Consider the following 25,858-nt stretch of genomic DNA (forward strand, 5'->3'; position numbering starts at 1 on the left):
AGAGGCGGGCGGGGCCGAGGGATTGTCCGCCCCGCCGGAGGCCCTGGGTGCGGCGGGACCGGCGGGCCGGCCCGGGGCCGGGGCGGGGCCCGCAGGCCGGAAGGTCGTGGCGGGACCGCCCTGCGGTCCTTGGTGGACGTCGGGAGAGCCCTGGGCCGGGGCCGGATCGGTCGTTCCCCCGGGTGGCCGGGCGCGGATGGAGGCGGCGTCATCGTCGGGACGGATGGCGCCGAAGGAGACCGTCTGCTCGCCGGGGGATTCGGTGTCGTCCGGCGGGGCGTCGTCGGATGGTTCCTGGGGGGTGCCGGCGAGGCGAGGATCACGGCCGCCCCCTTGTTGGGGAGGCCAGTTGGAAGCCGATATCACGGTACTCGCTCCGCTCGAACCATCTCGACCTCCTGGCCGACCTTCACGACATCGCCGATGATCACGATCGCAGGTGGCCGAATCCCAGCCGCGCTCACGCGCTCCGCCACGGTGGACAACGTGGCGTAAAGAGCTCGCTGGGTGGGAAGAGTACCGTCCTGTACCACCATTACGGGAGTCTCCGGCGAACGTCCGTCGTGGATCAGCGTCTCGGCGATCACTCCGATCCGTTCGACCGCCATCATAAGCACCAGCGTGCCACCGGATCTGGCCAGATTGGGCCAGTCGACGGTTGATCTCTCGTCGCCCGGGGGGACGTGTACGGAGATCACGTGGAATTCCTGGCTCACCCCGCGGTGCGTGACGGGCACGTTGGCGGCGGCGGGCGCCGCCACCGGGCTGGTGATGCCGGGGACCACGGTGACGGGGATGCCCTCGCGGGCGCAGGCCAGCATCTCCTCGCCGCCGCGGCCGAAGACGAACGGGTCCCCGCCCTTGAGCCGGACCACGAACTTGCCCTGCTTGGCGTGCTCGATGAGCAGCTCGTTGATCCTCTCCTGGGCCATGTAACGGCCGTAGGGGATCTTCGCGGCGTCGATCAGCTCGACGTCCGGGGAGAGCTCGTCGAGCAGGGCCTGCGGCGCGAGGCGGTCGGCGACGACCACGTCGGCCTGGGCCAGCAGCTGCCGTCCGCGTACGGTGATCAGGCCCGGGTCGCCGGGCCCGCCACCGACCAGGGCGACCCCCACCGGCTTGGCGCGGTTGCGCCGGGCCCCGACCGTGCCGTCCCTGAGGGCCCCGACGACGGCGTCCCTGATCCCGGCGGCGCGCCGGGGGTCGCCCCCGGCGGTGATCGCCACGCTGATCTCGTCCACCTTGCCGCTGGCCGGGGTCCAGGCGGCCGAGGCGTCCTTGTCGTCGGCGCGTACGCACCAGATCCGCTTGGCCTCGGCCTCCGCGGCCACCGCGGCGTTCACCGCGCGGTCGCTCGTGCACGCCTGGACCAGCCATGCCCCGTCGACGTCGCCGACCTGGTAGCGCCTGGCCTCCCACGTCACGCGGCCGGTCGCGATGAGGTCGTCGAGGGCGTGCGTCACGCTCGTCGAGACGATGGTGACCAGGGCACCCGCGTCGAGCAGCGTCGGGACCCGGCGCTGGGCGACGTGCCCGCCGCCCACGACGAGCACCCGCCGCCCGGAGAGACGCAGGCCGAGCAGGTAGGGCGACATGGCGACAGATCTCCCGTTCGCGAGTGACGGTGAAGCGGGGCGTGCTAGGAGGTAAACCTACCGGCTGGCGGCCCCGCCTTTGCTGCCACGGTGTTAACAGATGTCAAGGGGTGGCCGACCGTCCACCGTCGATCGGCTCTCCGGGGCTTTCGCAGGTCAGGCCGTCTTGTCCGTCACCCCGGCGGAATCGAACGTCGCCACCTCGTGCATGACCCTGGCCGCCGCGCAGACGAGCGGGTGGGCGAGCAGGCCGCCGGTGCCCTCGCCGAGCCGCATCCCCAGCTCGATGAGCGGGCGCAGGCCCAGGTGCTCCAGGGCGATGGCGTGGCCCGGCTCGGCCGAGCGGTGCCCGGCCACGCAGTGGTCCACGGCGTCGGGGGCCAGCGCCGCGGCGGCCAGCGCCGCGGCCCCCGCGATGACGCCGTCCAGGATGACGGGCACCCGCAGCGCCGCCCCGCCCAGGACGAATCCGGCGATCGCGGCGTGCTCCAGGCCGCCGACCGCGGCCAGCGTCTCCAGCGCGGGCACCGGCGGGGCCTCGCCCGGCCCGCGCTCCAGGCCGTTCACCCGCAGGGCCTCGCGGACCACCTCGACCTTGCGGGTCAGGGTCTCGTCGTCGACGCCGGTCCCCCTGCCGGTCACGACGGCCGCGTCCCGGCCGGTGAAGGCGCAGATCAGTGCCGCCGAGGCGGTGGTGTTGGCGATGCCCATGTCCCCGGTGACCAGGCAGCGGGCACCCTGGGCGACGAGGTCGCGGGCCACCGCGATCCCGGCCTCCAGCGCGGCGACCGCCTGCTCGCGGGTCATCGCCGGACCGCGGGACAGGTCGGCCGTGCCGTGGGCGACCTTGCTGACGATCAGGCCGGGCGCGGGGTCGAGGTCGGCGGCCACGCCGACGTCGACGACCGTCACCGAGGCGCCCACCTGGGTGGCGAAGGCGTTGGCCACGGCGCCCCCGGCGAGGAAGTTGCCGACCATCTGCAGGGTGACCTCCTGCGGCCACGGGGTCACGCCCCTGGCGTGGACGCCGTGGTCGGCCGCGAAGATCGCCAGAGCCGCGGGGGCCGGGAGCGGCGGCGGGCTGACCCCGGCCGCTCCGGCCAGCCGTACCGCCACGTCCTCCAGGGCGCCGAGCGCGCCCTGCGGCTTGGTCAGGCGGTCCTGGTGGGCTCGGGCGTCGGCGACGGCCGCCGGGTCGGCGGGAAGGATCGCCGCGACGGTCTCCTCAAGAATGGTCATGTGATCCAGTCTCTCGCGGAAACGTCGTTTCAGGAAAAGTCCGGAAAACCGGAAGCCGGGTAAGGGACGACGTCCGGACGGCCGCGGATCACCAGATGATGCCGCTGACCGCCTCCTCGTAGCGGTCGATCACCACGTCGGCCAGGCCCTCGCAGTCGCCGATGACGTCGGCGCAGCGGACGTCCAGCCCCGGGTGGCCCGCGGCGTAGGCCATGGCCTGCGCCCAGATCCGGTCGAGCAGGCTCCCGGCGAACAGCAGGTACGGCACGACGATCACGCGCTTGGCGCCCAGGCGGCGGCAGCGCTCGATGCCACCGGGGACGCCGGGCGGGGTGAGGGAGACGAAGGCCGTCTCCACGGTCATGTACTCGTGGGCGTGCATCTCCCAGAACAGCCGGGACACCCGGTGCACGTCGGCGTTGGTCTCGGGGCTGGTCGAGCCGTCCCCGACCAGGACCACCGCGGTCTCGCCGATCTCGATGCGCTCGGGCTCGTCGTCGAAAGGCCCGGCGGCCACCGGGACGAGCCGGAGGCTGGCGACCTCGGCGGCGGCGTCGGCCAGGCGCTCGGCGAGCAGCGCCAGCACCCGGGGGTCGGAGCCCAGGGGGCGGCCGTGGTCGCAGGTCAGCATGGGGTGCCTCTCCTGCTCGCGGGCCATCGCGGTGGGGATGTCCGCGCCGAGCCGCACGTCACCGGTCAGGCTCATCGGCTGGACCACCATCCGGTGGTGCCCCCGCGCGACCAGCGAGGCGACCGAGTCGCTCAGGCGCGGTCTGGCCCTGGCGATGTAGCCACCGGAGACGTCGGCCGCCGTCCGGTCCAGACGGCAGCGGAGCCGGTGGACGAACCTGCCGAACTCAGCAGATCCACTGTCATCGTGCGAGCCCTGCCCGATGAGCAGCAGCGGCGGTTTCATGGAAACAGGACTCCAATGACCTTGACCTGGGGTTACGCGAGTGCGAATCGCGACAATATCCGATCGCGGCGTCTCATGGGCAGGTAACGGATCGGTAAATGCATTTTTTAACATCGGTCGCGGCGGCCGGCGGGCCTCGTGGTCATGGGACCCGCCGGATGCCACGTCCTGGCACGGTAACCGGGCGTGCGCGGGACGTCCAGCCGCACCGCGCGGATCGTGCCGGATCCCCCCGGGCAGGCCGAGGGACCGCGGGCCGTACGGGCCGTGTCCCCAGGCCGGACGGGACCCGTCCTCGCGGGTGCCCCGAGGCCGGACGGGACCCGTCCTCGCGGGTGCCCCGAGGCCGGACGGGACCCGTCCTCGCGGGCACCGCGGGCCGGGCTCACGAGCCGCTTTACGGACGCGCCTCAGCGGATGACGACGACCTCCAGGGTGCGCGGCCCGTGCACGCCCTCCACCCGGTCCAGCTCGATGTCGCTGGTCGCCGAGGGACCGCTGATCCAGGTCAGCGGCCTGGACGGGTCGAGCCTGCCGACCGCCTCGGGGACACCGGCCGCGATCTGCCCGGCGCGCACCACGCACAGGTGGTAGTCGGGGACGAGCGTCAGCACCCGGCGTCCCTGTCCCGGCCCGGTGTCCAGCACGATCGTGCCGGTCTCCGCGATCGCCACGGCGCACCCGGTGAGGACCCCGTCCACCTCGTCCAGCTCGGCCGCGCTCAGCGGCGGATCGTCGGTGACCGGATCCGCGGGCGCCCACTCCGGCGGCAGGCCGTCCGGGACCACCACGCGGGCCGCACCCCGCCGGGCCAGCGCCGCCGCGATCGTCGCGGCCGCCTCGCCCTCGTCCACCACGTGCACGACGGCCCGGTAGTCCGCCACCCGCTCCGCGAACCGTTCCACGACCTCCGCATCCCCGGCACGCGCCCGATCCACCGGGACAGGAACCGAGCCCGAGGCCGGGACCGGGACCGAGCCCGAGGCCGGGACCGGGACCGAGCCCGAAGCCGAGGCCGGAGCCGAGCTTGGAACCGAGGTCGGAACCGAGGCCGGGACGGGAGCCGTGAGCGGCGACCCGCGGTAGGCGCGGGTGATCTCGACCTCCGGGGCTCCGGCGACGGCGGCCCGGATCCTCGCCAGGATCCGCTCCCTGCTTCCGGCGCTTCCGGCGCTTCCGGTGCTCCGCGTGCTTCCGGCGCTTCTCGTGCCGCTCGCTCCGTCGGCGGGTGTTCCGGCGGTCATCGGGCGCCTCCGTCGGTACGGTTCCACCAGTCGCGGAAGGACTCGGCGGGGATGTCGGGGACGTCGCGGGTGTCGGTCCAGGCCGCCAGCGGTCCTGGCAGGCGGCCGGGGACGAACCTGCGCAGGCGCCCGCCCAGCCGCTGGACGCCCGCCAGCCGTGCCGGGCGGTCGAACACCCAGCCCGCGGCGCGCATGCCCAGCCGCTCGGCACGCGCGTGGCGGACCTTGCCGCGCAGGTGGACCAGGACCTCGGGGATGTCGATGGCGACCGGGCAGGCGTCGAAGCAGGCACCGCACAGCGTCGAGGCGTACGGCAGCGACGCGTCCAGCTCCGAGGTGGTGCCGCGCAGCTGCGGGGTGAGGATCGCCCCGATCGGCCCGGGATAGACCGAGCCGTACGCGTGGCCTCCGGCGCGCTCGTAGACCGGGCAGACGTTCAGGCAGGCCGAGCAACGGATGCAGCGCAGCGCCTGGCGGCCGACCTCGTCGGCCAGCACGTCGGTGCGGCCGTTGTCGAGCAGCACCAGGTGGAACTCCTGCCCCTCGACCGCACCCGTCCAGGTGGAGGTGTAGGGGTTCATCCGCTCACCGGTGGAGCTCCTGGGCAGCAGCTGGAGGAAGACCTCCAGGTCCTGCCAGCTCGGCAGCAGTTTCTCGATGCCGACCACGCTGATCAGCGTCTCGGGCAGGGTCAGGCACATCCGCCCGTTGCCCTCGGACTCCAGGACCACCAGCGTGCCGGTCTCGGCGATCATGAAGTTGGCGCCGGAGATCGCGACCTTGGTCGACAGGAAGCGCTCGCGCAGGTGCAGGCGGGCCGCCTCGGCGAGGGCGCGCGGCTCGTCGGTCAGGTCCTCGGGCGCGGCACGGCCCCAGTCCGCCATCCTGTCCTGGAAGATCTCGCGGATCTCCGAACGGTTGCGGTGGATCGCCGGGACCAGGATGTGCGAGGGCCAGTCGTCGCCGAGCTGGACGATCAGCTCGGCCAGGTCGGTCTCGTACGCGGTGACGCCCTCCCGTTCGAGCGCCTCGTTGAGGCCGATCTCCTGGGTGGCCATGGACTTGACCTTGACCACGCTGGTCTCGCCGGTGGCCTTGACCAGGTCCGCCACGATCCTGTTGGCCTCCGCCGCGTCGGCGGCCCAGTGGACGTGCCCGCCCGCGGCGGTGACGGCCTCCTCCATCAGCAGCAGGTAGCGTTCCAGGTCGCGCAGGGTGTGGTCCTTGATCTCCTTGGCCGCCCGGCGGAGCTCGGCCCAGTCGGGCAGCTCGCCGACCACGGCGGCCCGCTTGCCGCGGATCGTCCGGGTGGCCTTGCGCAGGTTGTACCTGAGCTGCGAGTCCTGCACGGCCACGGCGGCGTTCGCCGGGAAGGCGGGCATGCCCAGGAACGTGCCGCCCGCCGCGGGACCGCGCGCCGTCCCGTTCCGGGGGCCGGGGGCGTTCACCGGGTCACCTCCGTGGCGGCGAGGATCTCGGCGAGGTGCATGATCCTCACTCCGGCGCGCTGGCGCCGCAGGGTCCCGCCGATGTGCATCAGGCAGGAGTTGTCGGCGGCGCAGAGCACCTCGGCGCCGGTGGCCGTGACGTTGTGCACCTTGTCCGCGCACATGGCCGCGGAGATCGCGGGGTTCTTCACCGCGAAGGTGCCGCCGAAGCCGCAGCACTCCTCGGCGCCCGGGAGCGGGACCAGCTCCAGCCCCCTGACCTGCCGGAGCAGCCGCGTGGGCCGGTCGCCCACGCGCAGGCCGCGCAGCGAGTGGCAGGTCGGGTGGTAGGTCACCCGGTGCGGGAAGTAGGCGCCCACGTCGGTGACGCCGAGGACGTCGACGAGGAACTCCGACAGGTCGTGCACCTTCGGCGCCGTCTCGGCGACCGCGGCGGCGAACGAGCCGGGCTCGGCGGCGGGGACGAGGCTCCCGGTGACCAGGCCCGGCGGGGGGCCGCCGGCCGTTCCGGACGTGACCGTGGCCGTGCCCTTCGCCGTGCCCGCCGCGACCGTGTCCTTTGAGGTCGTGGCGGGCACGGCGGGCACGGCGGGCGCGGCGGGCGCGGTCCCGGGGGTACGGGCCAGCCGGGGGTACTGCTCGCGGACCATCGCCGCGCACGACCCCGAGGGCGCCACGATCGCGTCGTACCCGGCGAAGACGTCCAGGAAGTGCGCGGCCAGCCGCCTGCCCTCGTCGGGGTACCCGGTGTTGACGTGCATCTGGCCGCAGCAGGTCTGCGCCTGGGGGAACTCGACGTCGCAGCCGAGGCGGCGCAGCAGCGTGACGACCGCCCGCCCGGTCCCGGGGAACAGCGTGTCGTTCACGCAGGTGATGAAGAGGGCGACGCGCACGGCGCTCCTTCCGTTCTATGGTCTGACCACAGTATGGTCTGACCATATTCCCCACAAGGTGGAGGGCCTGTTGAGCGGCTGGCAGCCGGTCCGGCGTACCCGGGCCTTCGAGGACGTGATCGCCCAGATCGAGCGGCGCATCGCCGGTGACGGCCTCACGGTCGGCGACCGCCTGCCCGGCGAACGACAGCTCGCCGAGCAGCTGCGGGTGAGCCGTTCCTCGGTACGCGAGGCGATGCGCGTCCTGGAGACGCTGGGGGTGGTGTCGTCCCAGGTGGGCAGGGGGCCGGACGCGGGCGCCTTCCTCATCTCCCGGCCGGCCGACGCCCTGAGCGACCTGCTCAGGCTGCACCTCGGCCTGTCCAGCCTCTCGCTGGAGGAGGTCGTCGACGCCCGCCTGATGATCGAACGGTGGTCGGCCTCGCACGCCGCCGTGCGCGGCGCCGACCTGTCGGCCATGACGGCGGCGCTGGAGCGGATGGACGCCGCGACGACGGCCGAGGAGTTCGTCGAACACGACACGGCCTTCCACGTGGCCATCGCCGAGGCGTCGGGGAACAGGCTGACCACCGCCATGATGCTCTCGCTGCGCGACTCGCTCCGCCGGTACGCGATCGAGGCGGTCGAGCGCCTGGGCGACACGGCCGGGCTGATGGCCGACCACCGCCGGATCCACCGGGCGATCGCCGGAGGGGACGCGGCCGAGGCGTCCACCGCGGTGGAGGCGCACCTGCGGCGGGCCTACCCGGGCATCTCACTGCCCCCAGGGAGTGAGCGGCATGGGTCCGGCGGGTAGCACGGGCGGCTCGGCCGCGTCGGCCCTGCGGCAGGTGGCGCCCGAGCAGGAGACCAGCGCGTCGAGCTGCCGGTTGAACTCGGCGATCACCGGCAGCGGGGTCTCGGCGATGATGTTGCGGAGCTGGTGGGGGTCGGCGACGAGGTCGTAGAGCTGGTACTCGCCGGTCGAGTAGCGCACGAAGGTGTGCCGGGCCGTCCGCATCCCCTGGTAGGCCGGGACCGGCGTCTGGCGGGCCGAGTTCGGGTTGATCGGCCGGTTGAACTCCAGCAGCACGTTCCGGCGCCACGAGGACGGCCGCTCCCCCCGCAGCAGCGGGAGCAGGGAGCGCCCCTCGGCGAAGTCCGGGAGGGTGATCCCGGCCAGGTCGGCGAAGGTCGGGGCCAGGTCCACGTTGGCGGCCAGGTCGCCGACCACGCCACCGGGTCGCACCCCCGGGCCGCGGACCAGCAACGGGACCCGGATGGACTCGTCGAAGGGCGTGGTCTTGCCCAGCGCGATCCGGTGCTGGCCCAGGTGGAACCCGTTATCGGAAGCGAAAAAGATGTACGTTTCGTCGAGCTTTCCCGAGACCCTCAGGGACTCCACCAGGGTGCCGACCATGTCGTCCACGCCGAGCATGGCCCGCAGCCGGTTCCGGTACTGCCGGTCGATCCGCCGGACCGTCCCGGCCCCGAACTGCGGGAGCGACCTGAGCCACAGGGGCTCGGCGGAGACGTCCGGCTGGTTGTAGGAGGGCAGGCGTGGGGCCACCTCGGTCGCGAAGGCGGCGGCGTGCCGCGCGGCGTGGTTGGCCGGGTTGTGCGGGGCGACCGGGGCGAGGTAGAGGAAGAACGGGTCGTCGTCCGGCAGGGAGACGAACGAGGCGGCCTTGGCGCTGAGCACGTCGGTCAGGTAGTCCTGCGGGGTGAACCCGTAGGCGCGCGGCGTGCCGTTCTCGTTGAGCGTGTAGCCGTACTCCTCGTACAGCCTGCGCACGGGCACGTCCCACTCGTCCCAGCCGGGAGGCACGTAGGCGGCGGCGGTGGTGCCGCCGGGGTAGTGGTTGAGGTACTTGCCCATCAGGCCGGTCCGGTATCCGGCCGACTTCATCCACGTCCCGATGTTGGAGCGTTCCAACCCCGAAAGATGATATTTGGTGAAACCTCCCTCGGGGGCGGTGTTGGTGAGCACGCCGTGGCTGTGCACGTACTGGGATCGCATGATCGACGCCCGTGACGGGCAGCACCAGGAGTTGTTCACGAAGAACCGGTCGAACCTGGTGCCGCCCTGACCGAGGAGCGCGGAGATGTTGGGAAATCTCCGCAGGTCCCCGGCCTCCAGGTCGTCGACCAGGATCAGCACGATGTTGGGCCGTCCCGCCGCCTGTGCCGCGGCCGGGACCGTTCCCACCGCCGGGGTCGTCCCGGCGGCGGCGAGCGCCAGGGCGAGCACGAGGAGGGAGATCAGGGAGAGGATTTTACGAGCGGCGTTGAGCACAAATGCACGCTTCCCTGGAGAACGAATTTCGACACCTCACACTCGACCGAGCAATATAGAACGTGTTCTAATTATGGGGCGCGTCCGGCGCATGTCGCGAGGAGGTCCCCGTGAGCACCGACCTGAGACTCGGCCTGAACCTCGGCTACTGGCAGCGGAACGCCGACGACGCCACCGAACTCGTCCAGGCCGCCGAGCGGCTGGGGTACGAGTCCGTATGGACGGCAGAAGCATACGGTAGCGATGCCTTCACCCCTCTGGCCTGGTACGGCGCACGGACGTCCCGCATCAAACTGGGCACCTCCGTGGTGCAGATCTCCGCCAGGACCCCGGCGGCGACGGCGATGACCGCGATGACGCTGGACCACCTCACCGGCGGACGGCTGCTGCTCGGCATCGGCGCGTCGGGCCCCCAGGTGGTCGAGGGCTGGTACGGCGTGCCGTTCCCGAAGCCGCTCGCCCGCACCCGCGAGTACGTCGAGATCATGCGGAAGGTCTGGCGCCGCGAGGAGCCGGTGACCAGCGACGGCGAGCACTACCCGCTCCCCTACCCCGGTGGCGCCGGCCTGGGCAAGCCGCTGAAGCTGATCACCCGTCCGCTGCGCCGCGAGATCCCCCTCTACCTGGGCGCGGAGGGCCCGAGGAACGTCGCGCTCGCCGCCGAGATCGCCGACGGCTGGCTGCCGCTCTTCGTGTTCCCGGAGAAGATCGAGCAGATGTACGGCCCCTCGCTGGCCGGAGCCGGGCCCGACTTCGACATCGCCGCCATGGTCATGACACTGATCACCGACGACGTCCGGGCGGCGCTGGACGGGGTCAAGATGATGCTGACCCTCTACATCGGGGGCATGGGCGCCAAGAGCCGCAACTTCCACGCCGACATCATCGGCAGGATGGGCTACGCCGAGGCCGCCGAGGAGATCCAGGCGCTCTACCTGGCCGGCCGCAGGGACGAGGCGTTCCGTGCGATCCCGGACGAGCTGGCCGACGGCATCTCTCTGGTCGGCCCGGTGGGCCGGATCCGCGAGCGCCTGGAGCCGTGGCGCAAGAGCCCGGTGAGCGACCTCCTGGTGATGGGCCCCCGCGACGAGACCTCCCTGCGGGCGATCCGGGACCTGGTCCTCGGCTAGCGACCCCGCCGTCGCACCCCGCCGACAGGCACCGCACCCGCCGACCGGCCCGGGTCGACACCGATCCGGGCCGACACCGGTCCAGGCCGACTCCGATCCGGGCTGGCGCCGGTCCAGGCGGGCCGGTCCGGGACGGTCCGGGACCGCCGTCCGCGCGGGCACATCGGCCGGATGTCCGATCCCGCCCCTCGCGCGGGCTGGCAGAATCCATCAGGTGACGATTCGGGTGCTCATCGCTGACGACCAGGAGCTCGTGCGGACGGGGTTCCAGATGATCCTGGACGCCCAGCAGGACATGGAGGTCCTGGCGACGGCCGCCAACGGCGCCGAGGCCGTCGAGCTGGCGCGCAGGCTGCGGCCCGACGTGTGCCTGCTGGACATCCGGATGCCCAAGCTGGACGGCCTGGAGGCCACCCGCATCCTGGCGGGGCCGGGGGTGACGGACCCGATGAAGGTGGTCATCGTCACCACCTTCGACCTGGACGAGTACGTCTACGGCGCGCTGCGGGCCGGCGCGACCGGCTTCCTGCTCAAGGACAGCGGGCCGACGCTGCTCATCGAGGCGATCCGGGCCGCCGCGGCCGGTGACGCGCTGGTCTCGCCGTCGGTCACCGTACGCCTGCTCGCGCACCTGGCCCATCCGCGGTCCGGGGCGAGCCGGCCCCCGGCCGAGCCGCTCACCGAGCGCGAGCTGGACGTGGTCCGGCTGGTGGCCAGGGGGCGGACCAACCAGGAGGTCGCCGCCGAGCTCTTCGTCTCGCTCTCCACCGTCAAGACCCATCTGGGGAGCATCCAGGCGAAGCTGGGCGCGAGGAACCGGGTGGAGACCGCGGCGTGGGCCTGGGAGTCCGGCGTCGTGAGCTGAGCGGAGCCGCGGGAAACAGGCGGGAAACGGGGCCGGAGGGGCAACGCGGGACGGACGGGCCGGACGGGTCCGATTAGCGGAAGAGCCTACGGGATAGGAAAGAGGCAGGTCCTCGGCGCATGGCGGGGGGAGATATACATGCGCTCTATCCCATCTCCACAGAAAAGGGCGACCTCGGCCGTCTACCTCGCGCTCACCGCGCTGGTGCTCGCGGCCACCGCCCTGGTGGTGTTCGAGCGCGCCCGCGGCAGGCGCCTGGTCGTGGAGATCTCCAGGCTGGGTGGCGACCCCCGGTCCCCGGGCGCGGAGGCGGTCTTCGGAGCGGTCACCGTCTTCGCGATTCTGATCATGCTCTTCGCCGGGGCCGCGATCGCGTGCGCGGTGGCGTACCTGAACTGGCTGGTCCGCGCCCGCCGGTACGCCGACCTGCCCGCGATCTTCCCGGTCCTGGCGAGCTGGCTCGTGCCGGTGGTCAACCTGTTCGCTCCCGCGCTGCTGGTCGACCGGCTTTGGTGGGCCTCCCGGCCGCCGCTGGACCGCCGCGAGCGCTGGGTGGCGCTGCTGTCCGCGTGGTGGCTGAGCTGGCTGGTCGCGCTCACCCTGGTGCTGGTACGGCTCTGGCCCGGCGCCTCCCACGGGGGCGGGAGCCTGACCGGCTTCGGGATGCTCGAACTGACCGCGGTCGTGGTCGCCTCCCTGCTCTGCGGGGCGACCGTCCGGCAGATCAGCGCCGTCCAGGCCGCGGGCGCCGGGCACCGTCACCGGGAACCGGCCGGACGCCGCCTCTTGCGGCCTCCGGCGGAGACGTCCGCGCCCCTCGCCACGACCGCATCCGCGTCCCCGGACCCGCAGGACTCCCCTCCCGTCTCCGCGTCCACCGCCCCGTCGGCCTCCCCGCCCGTCTCCCCGTCGGTCCCCCCGACCGGCTCCCCGTCCGGCTCCCGGGAGGCGGACACCCGCGAGGAGGGGCCGCGACGGGCCGGGCGGCCGGCCCCGGAGCAGGTGCCGCAGACCGCACAGGAGCCCGTCCGGCGGGAACGCGCCCAGGAGGTCCACCCCGCCGGGCAGTGAACCCCGACGGGAGATCGGGACAGGGCGATCAGGGCGGGGCGTCGTCCCATGCCCGGACCAGCAGCCAGTCGGCGCCCGCGGTGTCGAAGCGGAGCTCGTAGGTGCCGGCCCGGCCGCCCGTGGCGGCCTCGGCCCGCCAGAACCGGCGCTCTCCCGGATCGGTCTCGGAGATCTTCCACCACTCGCGTGCGACCACCCAGTGGTCGAGGACCCGGTGGACGGTGTAGAGACGGTCGCGCCAGACGAACTGGACGGGCCTTCCCTCGCGGGTCCACACCTCGACAGGGTCGCCGTAGAGTCTGCTCACAACGGTCTTCTCCCCGCGGCTTTCGGACGAGCACCCGGGGGAAGGCGGGCCTGGAGTATCGAACATACGTTCTCACGCCGCCGGACGCAAGTCACCGGGCCGCTCACGAGAGGGCCGGTGCCCGCCCGGGCGCGGACTCCGGAGGTCACGCCGTACGCCGGGCCGGTCGGCATGGACGGCGCACCCCGGCATCACCGGCTCTCCGGCCCCGGACCGGCGTACGACCACGGGCTCCCCCGCCACGGGACGCACCGGCGGCGGACGGCCGGGAAAAAGTGCGGCTGCCGCTGTTGCGACCGCCGACGCGCGACAACGGATCGGTAGGCTGATCCCCTCATGTGACGGCGTATGCGGTTAGGTACAAGGGTGAACAACCTCAGTCCCGACGAACCCCTGCAGATCGGCCGATACCGCGTGCTCAGCAGGCTGGGGCGGGGCGGGATGGGCACGGTCTACCTCGGCGCGTCCCCCGACGGGCAGCAGGTCGCCATCAAGGTCATCAACCCCGAGTACAGCCAGCACGAGCGGTTCCGGATGCGTTTCCGCCGCGAGGCCGACGCGGCGCAGCGGGTCCGCAGGTTCTGCACGGCCGCGGTCATCGAGGCGGCGCTCGACGGCGACCAGCTCTACGTGGTCACCGAGTACGTCGCCGGCCCGAACCTGGAGGAGGCCGTCGACTCCGGCGGGCCGCTCCGCGGCTCCAGCCTGGACGCGCTGGCCGTCGGGGTGGCGACCGCGCTGACCGCCATCCACGGCGCCGGGGTGGTGCACCGCGACCTCAAGCCCTCCAACGTGCTGCTCTCCCCCGTCGGTCCCCGCGTGATCGACTTCGGTATCGCCCGCGCGCTGGACACGCTCAGCGGGATGACCGGGACCGGCGAGATCCTCGGCACCCCCCGCTACATGGCGCCCGAGGTGCTGCGCGGCGAACCGGTCTCGGCCGCCTGCGACGTGTTCTCGTGGGGCTGCCTGATGGCCTTCGCCGCCAGTGGCCGAGCGCCGTTCGGCGGCGAGGCGCTGCCCGCGGTGCTGTACCAGGTGCTCAACACCGAGCCCTCCCTGGAGGACATGGAACCCGCGCTGCGCGGGATCGTCGGCCACGCCCTGGCCAAGGACCCCCGGCGCAGGCCCACCTCCCAGCAGCTGCTGGACCACCTGGTCGGCCGCTCCGCAGCGCCCGAGCAGGCGGCCCACTCGGTACGCGCCTCCTGGCAGGGGCCGGCACCGGTGCGGGAGGGCGGCCCCTGGACCGCGGGCGGACCGGCGGGCCCGCCCGCCGGCCCGGGACCGGGCGGCCCCGGGCCGGACGCCCCCGGACCGGGCGGCGCCTTCCACGGGCCCGGCACCGCGGCCCCGGCGTTCACCTGGTCCGGCCGGACGGTCTCCGACGTGCCGCCGACCGCGCCCTCCTCGCACCAGGGCCCCGGACACACCCTGCTCGGCACCGGGCCGGGCGACCCGGGGACCGGCCGGCCCGGATCGGTCACCGGGCGGCGGAAACTGGCCGTCGGCGCGGTCGCGGCGCTCCTGCTGGTCACGGGCGGCGCGCTCGGCGTGCGCATGGCGCTCTCACCGGGCGGCCCGCCCGAGAACCTCGCCCTGCTCTACCAGGACGACTTCACCCAGAGCGGCACCGGCTGGAGCGGCGGCGCCTACAACCCGCTGGTCAGCAGCTACGGTTACGCCCCCCAGGGCTACTACGCCATCGACGTCAGCGGCCAGTCCGCCGTCAAGCGGGAGCAGGCCCCGATCCCCTTCGTCCCCGCGCCGCCCGCGACCCCCGATCCCACGGCGAGCCCCACACCGGTCACGCCGAGCCGGATCCTGCTCGGCACCGACATCCTGATCCGCCCCGGCAGCATCGGCGTGGGCGAGTACGGGCTGTTCTGCCGGGGCGAGGACGACAACAAGGCGACCCGGTACGAGTTCCTGCTGGACACCACGGGGAACGCGCGGATCCGCAAGGCCGTCAAGGACGCCGGGGGCGAGCTCACCAAACCCGTCAAGATCGACCTGCCCAAGGGCGGGACCACCCGCCTGTCGGCCGAGTGCACCGGGGTCGACGGGGGCGTGCAGCTGACCATGTGGGTCGGCGACGAGCAGGTCCAGACCTACCTCGACACCAACCCGCTGCCCAACGGGCTGGTCGGCGTGATCGCCCGGGTGGGCGAGAACAGTGGCGCCGTGCTCAGGGTCGCGTTCGACAACTTCACCCTGCACGGCCCCGCCACCACCGGGAAACCCTGACCGGGAACGCCTCGTGTCCCCCGCTCCGGCCCGGTGGCCGGACGGCTCCGGGCGGGAGACCCGCGGCGAGCGCCCCGTACGGGACCGGGGAGGATGAGCGGACCCGACCTACCGAAGGAGTTCAGCAGATGCGCGCCATTGTCGTCTCCGCCACCGGCGGACCCGAGGTCCTCACCTGCGCCGACCACCCCGACCCCGAGGTGAACCCGGGCGAGGTGCTGGTCGACGTCGCCGCGGCGGGGGTCAACTTCATCGACGTCTACCACCGGATGGGACGCTACCCGCTCGCGCTGCCCTTCGTGCCCGGCGAGGAGGGGGCGGGCACCGTGGCCGCGGTCGGCGAGGACGTCCGCGAGTTCGCCGTCGGCGACACCGTGGCCTGGGCGGGCGTGCCGCGCAGCTACGCCTCCCGGGTCGTGGTGCCGGCCTCCAAGCTGCTGGCCGTACCCGACGGGGTGACGCCCGAGATCGCGGCGGCCGTCACCCTGCAGGGGCTGACCGCGCACTACCTGACCCACTCCACGTACGAGGTGAAGGCCGGGGACGACGTGCTGGTGCACGCCGCCGCCGGTGGCATGGGACTGCTGCTCACCCAGATCGCCAAGCTGCGCGGCGCCCGGGTGATCGGCACGGTCTCCACCGAGGAGAAGGAGGAGCTGGCCCGCCGGGCGGGCGCCGACGAGGTGCTGCGCTACGGGGGCTTCTCCGAGGCGGTCCGCGAGCTGACCGGTTCCGGCGTGCACGTCGTCTACGACGGCGTGGGCGCGGCCACCTTCGACCAGAGCATCGCCTCGCTGCGCCCGCGCGGCATGATGGCGCTGTACGGCCAGGCCAGCGGCCCGGTGCCGCCCCTCGACCCGCAGCTCCTGGCCCGGAACGGCTCGCTGTTCCTGACCCGTCCCACCCTGAACGCGTACGTCGCCACCCGCGACGAGCTCACCTGGCGGGCCTCGGACCTGTACGGGTGGGTGGCCTCGGGGCGGCTGCGGGTGCACGTCTCCGGGCGCTACCCGCTGGACGAGGCCGCTCGTGCCCACGAGGACCTGGAGGCCCGCCGCACGACCGGCAAGGTGCTGCTGATCCCCTGACGCCCTCGGAAGCGTCCGCCGGGGTGCCGGTGGGTCCCGGGAGCCGTACGGGGCCCCGAGGGCGCGGGGGCGCGGGCGCGGTGGTCGGCCCAGCGGGTGGTCAGCCCAGCGGGTGGGCGGGCCAGTCGAGGAGGCGGGCCCCCAGGACCGCCGTCTCCAGGGTGAACCGCTGGGTGGAGTCGTCCGGCGAGAAGCCCGTGAGGCGGCGGATCCGTTCCAGCCGGTAGGTGACCGCCCGGGTGCTGACGCCGAGCCTGCGGGCGGCCGCGGTCTGGTTGCCCTGGGAGGCGAAGACGGCCTCCAGGGTGTCCAGCAGCGGCCCGGGGCCACCGCGCGCCTCCAGCAGCGGGTTGAGCACCGTCGTCACCAGGTCCTCGATGGCCGCCCGGTCGCGCAGCAGCACCGGGAAGACCAGCAGGTCGGCGGCCTTGAGCACGGGGGCGCGCAGCCCCAGCCGGTCGCCGAGCCCGATGGCTCCGGCGCCCTCGCGGTAGGAGGTGACCACCCCGCCGGGGCCCCGGTGCGGCCGGCCGAGCCCGATCCTCCAGCCGGGTGCGAACGCCTGGCGCACGTGGTGGGTGAACTCGCCGATCGCGACGGTCAGGCCGCCCGGCGCGACGCACACGAGCATCCCGTCGCGGACCGCGACCAGCACGTTGTGCGAGCCGAACCTGGTGATCAGCGCCTCCTCGATCCGCCGGGCCGTCGCCTCGGTGACCCCGGCGGCCGCGGTGGCTCCGGTGGTTCCGCCGGCCGCGGTGGCCCTGGCCGTCGCGGTGGTCCCGGTGGCCGGGACGGTCCGGGTGGACCCGGCGGTTCCGGGGGACGCGGCGGTTCCGGGGGGCGCGGTGCCCGTGGGGTCGCCCGCACGTCCCGGGCCGTCCCCGGAAGCTCCCGGGACGCGGGGACGGGCAACGGCGACCACGTAGGTCTCGGCCAGGCGGAGCCCGAAGTGCTCGGCCCGCTCGGCGAGCCGGTCGGCACGCCCCTGGAGCAGGTCGTCGACGAACTCCCGGCGCGCGGCCTCCTCCCGGCGCAGCGCCGACCGCTGGGCGTGCTCGTAGCCCTCCATCAGGGCGGAGACCGTCCGCCGCAGGGCCGGGAACGGAACCGGGTTCACGGTCTCGGCCCCGGCCAGCGCGGCCTCGACCAGGTCGCGCACGCTCAGGCCCCGCTCGGCGGCCAGCGTCCCGGCCACGCGGCAGTCGTCGAGCTCGGCCCGGCCGGGTGGCCTGCCGGTGGCGGCCGCCTCCCTCAACGCCCGGAGGTGGCCGCCGAGCAGCTCGTCCATCAGACTCCCACGTCACGCCTGTCGAAGGCCGGTATCGCGACCAGCACCAGCACGGCGATCGCCCCCGCCAGCACGAGATACTCCCAGACGGGGAACCCGAGCTGGATCGGGCGGCCGTCGAGGTAGTAGTGGAACGGCGAGACCCAGCGCAGCCAGGAGACCCCGGCCACGTCCTTGCCGACGGTCTCGACCACGTACCCGCCCACGGCGACCGTCCCGACCACCGCCAGGGCGGCCCCCGGGCGCCTCATCACCGCGCCGACCGTCAGGCAGAGCGTGCCGAAGAACAGCGCGAGCAGGAAGACCCCGGTGTGACCGGCCAGGATCCTGTCCGCCGGGACGCCCAGGCCGACGGCCGCGGACAGGACCAGCACGATCACCAGGGTGGCCGCGGCCACCCCGAGCAGGGAGAGCGCCAGCGCCGCGAAGCGCTCCAGGAGCAGCCGTCGCCGGGTGATCGGCAGGGTGAGGGTCAGCTCCAGCGTGCCGGACTCCTCGGGCCTGGCGATCGCCCGGTTACCGAGCACCGCGGCGCACATGATGAACAGCAGCGGCCCGAACAGCTGGTAGACCAGCGTCTGCAGGAAGCCGGAACCGCTGCTGAAGCCGCCCTGCAGGCCGCCCATCAGGTCACGCATCGCCCCGGGGAACTTGTCGAGCGCGATCTCCCCGTACAGGTCGGGGCTGTCGGCGACGTTCGGGTAGAACGACAGGTACAGCGTGAAGAACGCTCCGATCCCGGCCGTCCAGCCGATCAGCGCCCTCCGGTCGTCACGCAGGCTCTTCGACACCAGCGCGGGCATGACGCGCCTCCTCTCCGCTGTAGTAGGTGAGGAAGATCTCCTCAAGGTCGGGCTCGGCGCTGACCATGTGCACGAGGGTGAACCTCGCCGCCGCCTTCACCAGCGCGTCCGGGCGGCCGTCGATCGTGCAGCGCACCCCGGCGCCCTCCACCCGCAGGTCCCGTACGCCGGGCAGGTCCTCGAACGCCTCGCGCGGGACCGGCGCGTCGAAGTGGAACTCCACCCGGCGCACCGCCTTCTCCCGGAGCGCGGCGACCTCCTCCACCGCGACCAGCCGGCCGGAGCGCACGATGCCGACCCGGTCGGAGACGTGCTCGACCTCGGCCAGCACGTGGGAGGACATCAGCACGGTCCGGCCGGAGGCGCGGACCTCGCGGACCATCGACAGGAACTCCTGCTGCACCAGCGGGTCCAGGCCGCTGGTCGGCTCGTCCAGGATCAGGAACTCCGGTTCGTGCATGAACGCCTGGATGAGGCCGATCTTCTGCCGGTTGCCCTTGGAGAGCTTTCCCATGGGCGCCGACAGGTCGGCCTCCAGTCGCTCGGCCAGTCCCTCGATCCGTCCCGCGGGCACGCCGCCGCGCACCGCGCCGAGGAAGGCGAGGTACCTCGCGGCGTTCTCCCTGCCCTCCAGGGCCAGTTCCCCGGGCAGGTAGCCGATCCTGCTCCGTACGGCCGCGTCCCGCGGATCGGCTCCCAGGACCGTCATCCGCCCCCTGGTGGGACGGATGACGTCCAGGAGCAGCCGGATCGTGGTCGTCTTCCCCGCGCCGTTCGGGCCGAGATACCCGAACACCTCCCCGGGCCGGATCTCCAGGTCGAGATCCTCAAGTCCCCGGCGCCCGCCGTAGAACTTGGTGAGCCCCTCGGTCTGCACCACCGCTGTCATGTGCCCGATCGTGCCCTCCGGGGCACGGCCGGGGCCATGGCCGGATCCCCACAGTTGGCCCCCTCTTCACTGCGCGGATCCGGAACCCGCACCGCGTACGCGGTGGTTCCCGGCGCGGTCTATCGTGATGCCCACACCGGATCGTGCGGCACCGTGCCGCGTTCCCTCCACTCTCAAGGAGAACCGATGAGCGTGGACACCGCCTTCGTCCTGGGGGGCGGAGGCGTCATGGGCGCCCACGAGGTGGGCATGCTGCGGGCGCTCGACGAGGCGGGCATCACGCCGGACGTGATCGTCGGCACCTCCGTGGGCGCGCTGAACGGCGTCGTGGTCGCCGCCGCCCCCGGCGAGGCGGTCGCGCGCCTGACCACGCTGTGGAGCTCGGAGATCGTCCGTACCGCGTTCGCGGGCTCGTGGGTGACGCGGTTGTCCACCCTTGCCCGGAGCGGCACCCACCTGCACTCCGCCGAGCCCCTGCGCGGCCTGCTGGCCCGGACCCTGCCGGTCTCCCGCATCGAGGACCTGGCCGTGCCGTTCCAGTGCGTGGCCGCCTGTGTCGAGCGCGCCGCCGCGCACTGGTTCACCGAGGGGCCGGTGGTCGAGGCGGTCCTGGCCTCCTGCGCGGTTCCCGGCCTGCTGCCGCCGATCCGTATCGGCGACGACCACTTCCTCGACGGCGGGCTGGTGCACAGCATCCCGATCGGCCGTGCCGTCGCGCTCGGCGCACGCCGGGTCTACGTCCTGCACGTGGGCCGGATCGAGCGTCCCCTGACGGTGCCGAAGCGGCCGTGGGAGGTCGGCATGACCGCCTTCGAGATCGCCCGTCGGCACCGCTTCACCGAGGAGATGGCCACCCTGCCGGGGGACGTCGAGGTTCACGTGCTGCCCTCGGGGGGCGAGGCCCGTCCCGGGGTGGATCTCTCCCAACTGCGCTATCGAGATTTATCGCATATATCTAAATACATCGAACGGGCGTACCGGGCCTCGGCCGCCTACCTGGCCGAGCAGGCGTCCACCGGGAGCGTGCCGGATCCACCCGGATCCGCCGGGACGCCCTGAACCACCCGCCCGGCCCCGTCCGACCCACCGTCCGACCCACCGCCCGATCCATCGTCCGGACCACCGTCCGGACCACCGCTCGTGAGGGACCCAAGACCACACCGCACCTTCGTACCGGCAGGAGCCGCTCGTGCTGCCTCCTCGCATCATCCGCCGCCTGGTCCTCGCCCCGCTGATCGTCGTGCTCGCGGTGGGAGCGGTGATCACGCTCCCGATCTGGCTGCTGGTGGTGACCGCGGCCTCGCTCCGGCTGCCGCCCCCGCAGCGGCGCGGGACCCGGCTGGTCTGGTTCGCGGTGGCCTGGCTGACGCTGGAGGCGATGATGCTGGGCGCCTGCCTGGGCCTGTGGGTGGCGAACGGGTTCGGCTCCCGCCTCAACCGGGACGAGTACCAGGAACGCCACTACGAGCTGATCCGGTGGTTCCTGGCCAAGATCTACGAGGCCGCCGTGCGGATCTTCCGGCTGAGCGTCGAGGTCGACGAGCCCACCCCGACCTCCGACGAGCTCTCCCGCCGCCTGACCCGTCCCGTCATCGTGCTGTCGCGCCACGCCGGTCCCGGTGACTCGTTCCTGCTGATCCATCACCTGCTCACCGGCTACAACAGGCGCCCGAGGATCGTGATGAAGGCGGCCCTGCAGTTCGACCCCTCGCTGGACGTGGTGATCAACCGCCTGCCGAACGCCTTCGTCCCGAACAGGGCCGCCGAGAGCGGCATCCTGGACGAGATCCGCCGCCTGTCCTCCGGCATGGACGCCGACGACGCCCTGGTGATCTTTCCCGAGGGCGGGAACTTCACGCCCAAACGGCGCTGGCGGGCCATCCTGCGGCTGGAGCAGAAGGGCCTGGCCGCCGAGGCCGCGCGGGCCCGAAAGCTGGAGCACCTGATGGCCCCGCGTCCCAACGGGGCGATCGCCGCGATCGAGGCCTGCCCGCAGGCGGACGTGGTCTTCGTCGCGCACACCGGCCTCGACGACCTGGTCACCCTCGGCGACATCTGGCACCGCCTCCCGGTCAGCGCCGAGATCAAGGCCAAGTGGTGGCGGGTCCGCGCGGCCGACGTGCCCCGCGACCGGGAGGAGCAGATCCGCTGGCTCTTCGACCACTGGGACGAGATCGACGCCTGGATCGCCGAGAACCGCCCGGCCCCCGCCCCCACGACCTGACCGCGGACACCGGTACGGGGCCGGGGGTCGCGATGGACGGCCCGGACAGCACGGGCTGTCCGAACGGGGTGGACGGAGCGGACGGTCCGGACGGAGCGGACGTGAACGGCATGGACGCCAGGACGGCGCGGACGGCGGCCGGGCGGGCCGCTCGACGACCTACCAGTCCTGGGACAGTCCCGACATGCGGCGGAGGTACTCGTCCTCGTCGATCTCCCCGGCCGCGTAGCGGCGCTTGAGGATCGCCCGCGGGTCCTCGGCGACGGGCTCGCGCGCCGCGGCCGCACGCGCCGCCGAGGCACGCACCAGCAGCATCACTCCGAAGATCACCGCGGCGATCACGACGATGACGAAGAGCAACATCATGAAGCGGCTCATCGGCGACCTCCCCTGTCGCGCCCGTCGAGACCGGCGGGGGCACTGCCGACTTTACCCGCCGAAAGCGCCGCATCCCGCCCCTGCCGGAGCGGAGCCCGCTCGCCCGGCGGAAGCGATTCCCTCGACCACCGGAACGGACCCCGCCACGCGCCGGAGCAGATCCTCCACCTGAACGGACCTCGCTCACCCGCCCGCGGAGAAGTCCGGGGCCCCGCGTCCGGTCCCGCCCGGTGGCACCGTCGGCAGCCCCGGCGGTGCCCCGCCCTCCAGCAGCCGGAGCAGGGCGTCCGTGTCGACGTTCCGCTCGATCAGGTCTCCCAGCGCGTCCAGCCTCTCCTGGCGCAGCGCGGCGAACGACACGTCCGGCGCCGGGACGAAGTCCCGTCCGCAGGTCGCGGCCACGTCGGCGAGGAACGCCCTGCGGAAGCCGTCGTTCTCCAGGGCTCCATGCCAGGTGGTCCCCCACACCGAGCCGTCCCGGCAGCCGTCCAGGAAGGGCTCGCCGCCGTCGGCGGTCACCACCCCGTGGTGGATCTCGTACGCCTCGACGCGGTGGCCGTAGGCGGAACCGACCGGGCGTCCCAGCGTCTTGTCCCGGGCGAACTCCACCGTCGCGGGCAGCAGCCCCAGCCCCTCGACCGGGCCGGCACCGGACTCGACGTCGTCGCGGATGGTCCTGGCGAGCATCTGGTAGCCGCCGCAGATCCCCAGCACGGCCCGTCCGGGCAGGGCTCCGGCCAGGCCGGTGGCGCGCAACCAGGCCAGGTCGGAGACGGTGGCCCGGGAGCCGGGCAGCACCACCAGGTCGGCGTCCTCCAGCTCGCCGGGCGAGGTCACGAAGCGGACCGTCACCCCCGGCTCGGCGGCCAGCGCGTCCACGTCGGTGAAGTTGGAGATCCGCGGCAGCCGTACCACCGCCACCCGGAGGGTCTGGCGTCCGTACGGGGCCCGCGTCCCGATCGCGGGCCGGTTCTCCAGCGCCAGCGAGTCCTCGACGTCCAGCCAGAGACCGTCCAGCCAGGGCAGCACCCCGTACACCGGGCGGCCGGTCAGCTCCCTGATCATGTCCAGCCCGGGTTCGAGGAGCTCGGGAGCCCCGCGGAACTTGTTGATCACGAATCCGGCGACCAGCGCCTGGTCTGCGGGTTCCAGCAGCGCCACCGTCCCGTACAGCGCGGCGAACACCCCACCCCGGTCGATGTCGCCGACCACGATCACCGGCAGGTCCGCGGCACGGGCCAGGCCCATGTTCGCGATGTCCCCCCTGCGCAGGTTGATCTCCGCGGGACTGCCCGCGCCCTCGCAGACCACCACGTCGTACGCGCTCCGCAGCCGCTCCAGCGCCTCCACCGCGACCCGGCGGAGCCGCTCCTTGACGTCCCAGTACTCCATGGCGTCGACCTCGGCCATCGGCCTGCCCATCACCACGACCTGGCTGCGCCGGTCACTGCCCGGTTTGAGGAGGATCGGGTTCATGTCCGCGGTGGGTTCCAGGCCGCACGCGGCGGCCTGCATCGCCTGCGCCCGGCCGATCTCGGCGCCGTCGGCGGTGACGAACGAGTTCAGCGACATGTTCTGCGCCTTGTACGGCGCGACCTTCACGCCCTGGCGGGCCAGCCAGCGGCAGATGCCCGCGGTGACGACGCTCTTGCCGGCGTCCGAGGTCGTCCCCGCGACCAGCAGCGCCCCCTTCACGCCCCGGCTCCGGCCCCGGTCCGGCGCGCGACCGGCACGTCCCCGTCGCGCGTTCCCGTTCCCGTTCCCGCTTCCGCTTCCGCGGACGCGCGGCCGTACGGCGAGCGAGGTGTCCGGCCCGGGAACGCGCCGGGTCCGTCACCCGGGGGCAGGGCGCTGCCGGTGCGGCGCGGCGGTCCGGGACGGATCGCGGTCGTGGGGGGTCCTGCGGTGGGATCGGCCGTCATGCCGACCAGCATGCCGGTCCCGCGACCGTGCCGCCCATCCGCCCCCGCGCCTTCGCCCGCCCGCTCCCTGCACCGGCGCCGCGGCGGCACCTGACCGTTCCCCTCACCGGCGCCGCAGCAGCAGGGCCGTCACCGCCAGGGCCGCGGCCCCCAGGCCCACCGCGCGCGCCAGCCGTACGGACCGGCGGATGTCGGCGACCGAGGGCGCGGGCCCGTCACCCATCTCCGGCCGGTGCTCCACGCGGGTGCCGTACACGTTCACGCCGCCCAGCGTGCGGCCCAGCGCGCCCGCGAAGGCCGCCTCGCAGCGGCCCGCGTTGGGGCTGGGATGGCGGTGGCCGTCCCTGCGCAGCACCGCCGCCGCCTCCCGGACCGACCCTCCCACCAGGGGGGCACCGAGCACGGCGAGCAGTCCGGTGACCCGGGCGGGCACGAGGTTGGCCACGTCGTCGAGACGGGCCGCGGCCCAGCCGAAACGCTCGTAGCGCGCGTTGCGGTGACCGACCATCGCGTCCAGCGTGTTGACCGCCCGGTACGCCAGCAGGCCGGGCACCCCGGCCACCGCACCCCAGAACAGGGGGGCCACGACCGCGTCGGAGGTGTTCTCCGCGACCGACTCGACGGTCGCCCTGGCGAGCCCCGGCGCCCCCAGCCCCGACGGGTCGCGCCCGCACAGATGCGACAGCCTCCCCCGTGCCCCGGCCAGGTCGCCGTCCTCCAGGAGGACGGCCATCGCCGTGCCCTCCCGGGCCAGCGTGGTACCGCCCACGACCGCCCAGGTCGCGGCCGCGCTCAGCACGGCCCGGACCACCGGGTCACGCGGCCTGGTCGCGGCGAGACCGAGCAGCGCCACCGGGACGACGCACGCGGCCACGTGCAGCACGCCCCGGAACCGGTCGTCTCCGTACAGCCGGCGCTCCACCGTGGCGGCGGCGGTGCCGAACAGCGCGACCGGGTGCCCGCGCCGGGGATCGGCGAACACCGCGTCGATCGCGATCCCGGCGAGCATCCCCAGCCCTTCGGCCCTTCCCGGCCCGTACCGGCGCCCGTCCTTCGATCTCCTACACGAGATGCTCATGAAGCTCATCCTGGTGGTTCTCCAGCCAGGCACAGGCCCGCCGGATGCGCTCGCCCGCCCCGCCGGCCCACATCCGGGCCCACCCTCCGTCCGCGGAGTCGCGCTCGGCCTTGACCCGCATCGCGTGGTAGGAACGGTCGAAGCGGAGCCGGGCGAGGTCCAGCAGACGGCGCCGGTCACGGGCCTCCAGGCCGTACGCGTCGCAGAACGACCGGAGCCGCGGGCCGACCTCCAGTTCGCGCTGGAGCGGCTCCAGATCCACCGGATCGGCGATCGGCGCCCAGTGGCGCAGCGTGGTCACCACGTCGAACAGCCTGGTCGTCGGCCTGGCCATGTCGAAGTCGATCAGCGCCACCGGGAGCCCGTCGCGGAAGATCACGTTGTCGAGGTTGACGTCGCAGTGCCCCACCAGGGCCGGGGCCGCGTCGTCGTTGGACCCCGCCTCCCAGCGGGCCCCCTCGGGCGGGACGAACCCCTCGGCGGCGTCGTGGAACCGCCGCAGCAGTCGCGCCAGCGCGACCAGCGCCTCGCCGGTGAGCGCGTACGCGGGCAACGGCCTGGCCGCGGACTCGCCCTCGACGTAGCTCAGTACCTCCCTGCCCTGCTCGTCCACACCCAGCGCCCGGGGAGCACCCTCGAACCCGGACCGCTCCAGATGGCGCAGCAACGCGTGCACCGACTCCGTGGAGGGCCTGCGAGGACGGCGTACGGTGTCCCCGACCCGCACCACTCCCTCGGTGACGTCACCCCCCAGGAGGGGGATCTCCTCTCGGACCGTGGCGACGAACATGGCATACGAGCCTAGACCGGTCCGCCTTCCGACGGGAACGATTCGGGCGGACCGCGTGGGCGGAGCGGAAGGGCCGGATGCCGGTCGCGGGCTTCCCGGCGGGCAGGTGGGGACCGTCCCGCCGACCCGATTGGTCCCGACGGCCCGATCGAAGATCGATCTCGG

At 73.4% G+C, this 25,858-nt stretch carries 23 protein-coding genes; 8 read left to right on the forward strand and 15 right to left on the reverse strand.

All coding sequences use genetic code 11. The features are described 5' to 3' along the window. Positions 1-362 precede the first annotated feature (362 nt). From cobA to ACIBCT_RS31305, 6 genes are all read right to left on the reverse strand, one after another. On the reverse strand, positions 363-1,595 hold the full coding sequence (cobA, locus tag ACIBCT_RS31280) for a uroporphyrinogen-III C-methyltransferase (protein WP_344895543.1): 1,233 nt from the start codon (positions 1,593-1,595) through the stop codon (positions 363-365). Positions 1,596-1,751: 156 nt separating this feature from the next. Beyond that, entirely contained in the window at positions 1,752-2,834 is a 1,083-nt protein-coding gene (cobT, locus tag ACIBCT_RS31285) for a nicotinate-nucleotide--dimethylbenzimidazole phosphoribosyltransferase (protein WP_399194702.1), read from the reverse strand. A gap of 88 nt (positions 2,835-2,922) precedes the next feature. Beyond that, positions 2,923-3,750: a sirohydrochlorin chelatase gene (locus ACIBCT_RS31290; protein WP_344895537.1), complete on the reverse strand. Its 828-nt coding sequence runs from the start codon at positions 3,748-3,750 to the stop codon at positions 2,923-2,925. Positions 3,751-4,160: 410 nt separating this feature from the next. Next, positions 4,161-4,895 (reverse strand): lactate utilization protein C, encoded by a 735-nt coding sequence (locus ACIBCT_RS31295; RefSeq protein ID WP_399194930.1) that lies wholly within the window; start codon positions 4,893-4,895, stop codon positions 4,161-4,163. A 95-nt stretch (positions 4,896-4,990) separates the two neighbouring features. After that, on the reverse strand, positions 4,991-6,376 hold the full coding sequence (locus ACIBCT_RS31300; protein WP_399194932.1) for a lactate utilization protein B: 1,386 nt from the start codon (positions 6,374-6,376) through the stop codon (positions 4,991-4,993). A 62-nt stretch (positions 6,377-6,438) separates the two neighbouring features. Beyond that, complete coding sequence (locus ACIBCT_RS31305; protein ID WP_399194705.1) at positions 6,439-7,335, reverse strand: (Fe-S)-binding protein; 897 nt, start codon at positions 7,333-7,335, stop codon at positions 6,439-6,441. Between the two features lie 58 nt (positions 7,336-7,393). Between ACIBCT_RS31305 and ACIBCT_RS31310 the strand changes: the two genes are divergently transcribed. Next, the gene (locus ACIBCT_RS31310) at positions 7,394-8,131 is read left to right on the forward strand and encodes a FadR/GntR family transcriptional regulator (protein ID WP_399194707.1); all 738 of its coding nucleotides are present in this window, start codon (positions 7,394-7,396) and stop codon (positions 8,129-8,131) included. Here ACIBCT_RS31310 and ACIBCT_RS31315 read toward each other — a convergent pair. Beyond that, the gene (locus ACIBCT_RS31315) at positions 8,090-9,610 is read right to left on the reverse strand and encodes a sulfatase (RefSeq protein WP_399194709.1); all 1,521 of its coding nucleotides are present in this window, start codon (positions 9,608-9,610) and stop codon (positions 8,090-8,092) included. The genes ACIBCT_RS31310 and ACIBCT_RS31315 overlap by 42 nt on opposite strands. Before the next feature lie 110 nt (positions 9,611-9,720). On the opposite strand from ACIBCT_RS31315, the gene ACIBCT_RS31320 reads away from it, so the two are divergent. From ACIBCT_RS31320 to ACIBCT_RS31330, 3 genes are all read left to right on the forward strand, one after another. Continuing rightward, complete coding sequence (locus ACIBCT_RS31320; protein WP_399194711.1) at positions 9,721-10,740, forward strand: LLM class F420-dependent oxidoreductase; 1,020 nt, start codon at positions 9,721-9,723, stop codon at positions 10,738-10,740. Positions 10,741-10,954: 214 nt separating this feature from the next. Beyond that, positions 10,955-11,605 (forward strand): response regulator transcription factor, encoded by a 651-nt coding sequence (locus tag ACIBCT_RS31325; RefSeq protein WP_344895518.1) that lies wholly within the window; start codon positions 10,955-10,957, stop codon positions 11,603-11,605. A gap of 138 nt (positions 11,606-11,743) precedes the next feature. Further along, a complete protein-coding gene (locus tag ACIBCT_RS31330) occupies positions 11,744-12,676 on the forward strand; it encodes a DUF4328 domain-containing protein (RefSeq protein ID WP_399194713.1) in 933 nt (310 codons plus the stop codon). 28 nt (positions 12,677-12,704) lie between these two features. On the opposite strand, the gene ACIBCT_RS31335 is transcribed toward ACIBCT_RS31330, so the two are convergent. Beyond that, positions 12,705-12,983, reverse strand: coding sequence for a DUF6504 family protein (locus tag ACIBCT_RS31335; RefSeq protein ID WP_344895512.1), 279 nt, complete (start codon positions 12,981-12,983; stop codon positions 12,705-12,707). A gap of 366 nt (positions 12,984-13,349) precedes the next feature. On the opposite strand from ACIBCT_RS31335, the gene ACIBCT_RS31340 reads away from it, so the two are divergent. Both ACIBCT_RS31340 and ACIBCT_RS31345 read left to right on the forward strand, forming a co-directional pair. Continuing rightward, complete coding sequence (locus ACIBCT_RS31340; protein WP_399194716.1) at positions 13,350-15,230, forward strand: serine/threonine-protein kinase; 1,881 nt, start codon at positions 13,350-13,352, stop codon at positions 15,228-15,230. A gap of 128 nt (positions 15,231-15,358) precedes the next feature. Then, positions 15,359-16,318 carry a quinone oxidoreductase family protein gene (locus ACIBCT_RS31345; RefSeq protein ID WP_399194718.1) on the forward strand — a complete coding sequence of 320 codons (960 nt, stop codon included), beginning with the start codon at positions 15,359-15,361 and terminating at the stop codon, positions 16,316-16,318. A 100-nt stretch (positions 16,319-16,418) separates the two neighbouring features. Here ACIBCT_RS31345 and ACIBCT_RS31350 read toward each other — a convergent pair whose 3' ends face one another. The 3 genes from ACIBCT_RS31350 to ACIBCT_RS31360 are packed head-to-tail and all read right to left on the reverse strand — an operon-like array spanning position 16,419 to position 19,301. Continuing rightward, entirely contained in the window at positions 16,419-17,609 is a 1,191-nt protein-coding gene (locus ACIBCT_RS31350) for a PucR family transcriptional regulator (RefSeq protein WP_399194720.1), read from the reverse strand. Beyond that, positions 17,609-18,412, reverse strand: a complete 804-nt coding sequence (locus tag ACIBCT_RS31355) for an ABC transporter permease subunit (RefSeq protein WP_399194722.1) — start codon at positions 18,410-18,412, stop codon at positions 17,609-17,611. The genes ACIBCT_RS31350 and ACIBCT_RS31355 overlap by 1 nt, the downstream gene beginning before the upstream one ends. After that, a complete protein-coding gene (locus ACIBCT_RS31360; protein WP_399194724.1) occupies positions 18,381-19,301 on the reverse strand; it encodes an ABC transporter ATP-binding protein in 921 nt (306 codons plus the stop codon). Before ACIBCT_RS31360 ends, ACIBCT_RS31355 begins: the two co-directional genes overlap by 32 nt. Positions 19,302-19,487: 186 nt before the next feature. Between ACIBCT_RS31360 and ACIBCT_RS31365 the strand changes: the two genes are divergently transcribed. Together ACIBCT_RS31365 and ACIBCT_RS31370 are read left to right on the forward strand one after the other, a co-directional pair. After that, positions 19,488-20,360, forward strand: coding sequence for a patatin-like phospholipase family protein (locus ACIBCT_RS31365; RefSeq protein WP_399194726.1), 873 nt, complete (start codon positions 19,488-19,490; stop codon positions 20,358-20,360). A gap of 130 nt (positions 20,361-20,490) precedes the next feature. Further along, positions 20,491-21,525 (forward strand): 1-acyl-sn-glycerol-3-phosphate acyltransferase, encoded by a 1,035-nt coding sequence (locus ACIBCT_RS31370; protein WP_399194728.1) that lies wholly within the window; start codon positions 20,491-20,493, stop codon positions 21,523-21,525. A 159-nt stretch (positions 21,526-21,684) separates the two neighbouring features. On the opposite strand, the gene ACIBCT_RS31375 is transcribed toward ACIBCT_RS31370, so the two are convergent. The 4 genes from ACIBCT_RS31375 to ACIBCT_RS31390 all read right to left on the reverse strand — a co-directional run bounded on the left by ACIBCT_RS31375 (position 21,685) and on the right by ACIBCT_RS31390 (position 25,693). Beyond that, positions 21,685-21,903 (reverse strand): SHOCT domain-containing protein, encoded by a 219-nt coding sequence (locus ACIBCT_RS31375; RefSeq protein WP_344895488.1) that lies wholly within the window; start codon positions 21,901-21,903, stop codon positions 21,685-21,687. 183 nt (positions 21,904-22,086) lie between these two features. Beyond that, on the reverse strand, positions 22,087-23,598 hold the full coding sequence (locus ACIBCT_RS31380; protein ID WP_399194730.1) for a cobyric acid synthase: 1,512 nt from the start codon (positions 23,596-23,598) through the stop codon (positions 22,087-22,089). A gap of 330 nt (positions 23,599-23,928) precedes the next feature. Continuing rightward, complete coding sequence (locus ACIBCT_RS31385; RefSeq protein WP_399194934.1) at positions 23,929-24,834, reverse strand: cobalamin biosynthesis protein; 906 nt, start codon at positions 24,832-24,834, stop codon at positions 23,929-23,931. A gap of 52 nt (positions 24,835-24,886) precedes the next feature. Next, positions 24,887-25,693 (reverse strand): phosphotransferase enzyme family protein, encoded by an 807-nt coding sequence (locus ACIBCT_RS31390; protein WP_399194732.1) that lies wholly within the window; start codon positions 25,691-25,693, stop codon positions 24,887-24,889. Positions 25,694-25,858: the final 165 nt, after the last annotated feature.

Origin of the sequence: Streptosporangium sp. NPDC050855, assembly GCF_044456585.1 — a bacterium.
Classification (GTDB): domain Bacteria; phylum Actinomycetota; class Actinomycetes; order Streptosporangiales; family Streptosporangiaceae; genus Streptosporangium; species Streptosporangium longisporum.